Source organism: Paracraurococcus ruber (assembly GCF_004353985.1).
Lineage (GTDB): Bacteria > Pseudomonadota > Alphaproteobacteria > Acetobacterales > Acetobacteraceae > Paracraurococcus > Paracraurococcus ruber.
Map to the genome: position 1 here is coordinate 1 of NZ_SMOA01000443.1, position 2,976 is coordinate 2,976.

At 74.6% G+C, this 2,976-nt stretch carries 3 protein-coding genes; all 3 read right to left on the bottom strand.

Translation table 11 applies throughout. From position 1 onward, the window contains the following. Window positions 1-118: 118 nt before the first annotated feature. On the bottom strand, window positions 119-859 hold the full coding sequence (locus E2C05_RS30450; RefSeq protein ID WP_133223358.1) for a 2OG-Fe dioxygenase family protein: 741 nt from the start codon (window positions 857-859) through the stop codon (window positions 119-121). Beyond that, window positions 856-1,623, bottom strand: a complete 768-nt coding sequence (locus tag E2C05_RS30455) for a (Fe-S)-binding protein (RefSeq protein ID WP_133223359.1) — start codon at window positions 1,621-1,623, stop codon at window positions 856-858. Before E2C05_RS30455 ends, E2C05_RS30450 begins: the two co-directional genes overlap by 4 nt. Window positions 1,624-2,018: 395 nt before the next feature. Beyond that, on the bottom strand, window positions 2,019-2,976 hold a 958-nt coding region (locus E2C05_RS30460), incomplete at its 5' end, for an SDR family oxidoreductase (protein ID WP_408901642.1).

Sequence of the window (2,976 nt, forward strand, 5' to 3'; positions counted from 1 at the left end):
CGGCGCGGCGGCCACCGGCGGGGGCGTGCCGCCGCCGACCGCGCCCGGCGGCGCCGGCGGCGTGGGCAGCGGCAATCAGCCCGGCCGCGCCGGGACGCGGTAGCCCGGACCCTTTCCCTCAGCCCGGCGGGCCGCCCCGCTTCCAGGTGATGACCAGCACGTCGCGGCAGGATGGCAGGGCGGGATCCGCCGGCGCCACCGGCGTCACCCCATGCATCACCCTGGAATCGTCCATGATGGCGGTGTCCAGCCGGTCCAGCAGGGTGAAGCGCGCCAGCGCCTGCCCTTCGTCGTCGGTGACCAGCGTCTCCCCGCCCTCCAGGTTGGTGCGGGCGATCATGCCGATCAGCACCACATCCACCCCGTCATGGTGCACGCCCTCGGGCGTCGGGAAGCCGGGGGCGCCGGCCGCCGCCTCGATCCGGAACTGGTGGACCTCGACGTACCAGTCCTGGCCGGGCTGCCGCGCATCGGCGACGGCGCGGCCGAGGCCGAGCAGCGCCTGCAGCGGCGCGCCCTCCGCCACCGCATCCTCCATGGCGCCGAACCAGCGCTCGACGCCGCCATTCAGGCTGTTGTGCACCAGCGCCTGGTAGTGCGGCCGGTGCGGCCCGCGGAGATGGCCGGGGCTGCCGGCCCGGGCGGTGAAATTGGCATGGCGGCGACGGCGGTAGCGGCCGCCATCGGCCATGAAGCGGTCCACCTCCAGCCGCTCCCAGCTGGCGGCGAAAGCCGCCAGCGCGGCGTCGTCCAGGCCAAGCCGGGCCTGCATCGCGGCACCGCGGACCAGGGCGAAGCCCTGCCGGGCGACGGCATCGAGCAGCGGGTCGGTCGGGGCAAGCTGCAGCGCGGCACTCATGACGGGTCACCGATGGCGGGGGCTTCGTGGACGCGGCCGGCCAGCACCTCGGCCACGTGGCGGACCTTCACCGGGCTGCCCTCGCGCTTCAGCCGCCCGGCCATGTTCAGCAGGCAGCCCATGTCGCCGGCCAGCAGCGTGTCGGCGCCGGTCGCGGCGATGGCGGCGGCCTTGTCGGTGACCATGCGGGTCGAGATGTCCGGGTACTTCACGCAGAAGGTGCCGCCGAAGCCGCAGCAGATCTCGGCATCCGGCAGCTCCTTCAGGGTCAGGCCCTCGACGCTGCCCAGCAGCTGCCGCGGCTGCTGCTTGATGCCGAGTTCGCGCAGCCCGGCGCAGGAATCATGGTAGGTGACCGTGCCCTCGTAGCGGGCCTTCACGCCCGCCACCCCCAGCACGTCGGCCAGGAAGCTGACCAGCTCATGCGTGCGGGCCGCCAGCGCCTCGGCCTTGCCGCGGTATTCCGGGTCGTCCCCGAACAGGCCGGGATAGTGGTGCGCGATCATGCCGCCGCAGGACCCGCTGGGGACCACGGTGTAGTCATAGGGCAGGAAGGCATCCACCACGGCACGGGCCAGGTCCTTCGCCGTCGTCCGGTCGCCGCTGTTGTAGGCGGGCTGGCCGCAGCAGGTCTGCGCCGCCGGCACCTCCACCAGGCAGCCCGCCTCCTCCAGCAGCTGGATCGCGGAGAAGCCGACATTGGGCCGGTAGAGATCGACGAGGCAGGTGACGAAGAGCGCGACGCGCGGCCGGGTCTGGAGCATCGGCGCAGTCTAGGTCCGGCCGCATCCCCCTGAAAGCGCGGGAAATGCATGGCCGGGCGGAACGGCCCGCGGCCCGGCCGGCCCTTGCCGCCGCCGGGGGTGCCCGAAGGGGGGCGGGGACCGTGCATCGCCCGGGGCGCGGCGGCGCTGCCTCATGCTGACCGCCGTTGATCGTGACCGATCAACGGCCCCTCGACCGCCGGGCGGTCGGCGCCGCAAACCCTGGCGACGCGGCATCGGCCGCGGCGCCCGTCCGGGCGCGCGGCATGCATGGAGCATTCATGCCGCTGGGAAAAGGCGGCCCGGGGCTACCGGCCTTGCGGCGGCAGGGTCCCCGACGCCGCGCGGCCCCTCCCCGGCCGCAGGGCGCGCCGCGCGGCCTTCCCCGGCTCCGCTCAGGGCTGGCCGCTGCCGCCCGCCGCGCCATAGACCTGCCCGGTGGCGTAGCCGGCATCGGCCGCCGCCAGCTGGACATAGATCGAGGCCAGCTCGGCCGGCTGCCCCGGCCGCCCGAGCGGCGTCTGGCCGCCGAACCGCTCCAGCTTCTCCATGGTCGCGCCGCCCGAGACCTGCAGCGGCGTCCAGATCGGCCCCGGCGCCACGCCGTTCACCCGGATGCCCTTCGGTGCCAGCTGCTTCGCCAGCGACTTCACGTAGTTCATCGTCGCCGCCTTGGTCTGGGCGTAGTCGTAGAGCTCGGGCGAAGGGTCATAGGCCTGCTCGGACGTCGTTCCGATGATGGCGGCGCCCGGCGGCAGGTGCGGCAGCGCCGCCTTGATGGTCCAGAAGGGCGCATAGAGGTTGGTCTTCATCGTCGCGTCGAAATCCTCGTCCGAGACGTCGAGGATCGAGGCGCGGGTCTGCTGCCGCGCCGCGTTGCAGACCAGGATGTCGAGCCCGCCCAGCTCGCGCACCGCGCGCTCCACCATCTGCCGGCAGAAGGCGGCGTCGCGCAGGTCGCCGGGGATGGCGACGGCCTTGCGGCCGGCCTCCTGGATCAGCGCCACCACCTCCCGCGCATCCGGCTCCTCGCTGGGCAGGTAGTTGATCGCCACGTCGGCGCCTTCGCGGGCATAGGCGATGGCGGCCGCGCGGCCCATGCCGGAATCGCCGCCGGTGACCAGCGCCCGCCGGCCGGCGAGGCGGCCATTGCCGCCATAGCTGTGCTCGCCATGGTCCGGCCGCGGCTCCATCCGGCCGGCCAGGCCGGGCCAGGGCTGTTCCTGCCGGCGGAAGGGCGGCTTCGGATAGGCGTCGCGCGGGTTGGGCAGCACGGCCGGGCCGGGCTGGCTGGCCGCGCTGGCCGGCGCCGCGGCCGCCTGGGGCGCGCTGGCCTGGGCCAGCGCCGGCCCG

Excerpts from the sequence above, each read along its gene's own strand:
- E2C05_RS30450 (WP_133223358.1), bottom strand. The coding sequence starts at position 859 with ATGAGTGCCGCGCTGCAGCTTGCCCCGACCGACCCGCTGCTCGATGCC.
- E2C05_RS30455 (WP_133223359.1), bottom strand. The coding sequence starts at position 1,623 with ATGCTCCAGACCCGGCCGCGCGTCGCGCTCTTCGTCACCTGCCTCGTC.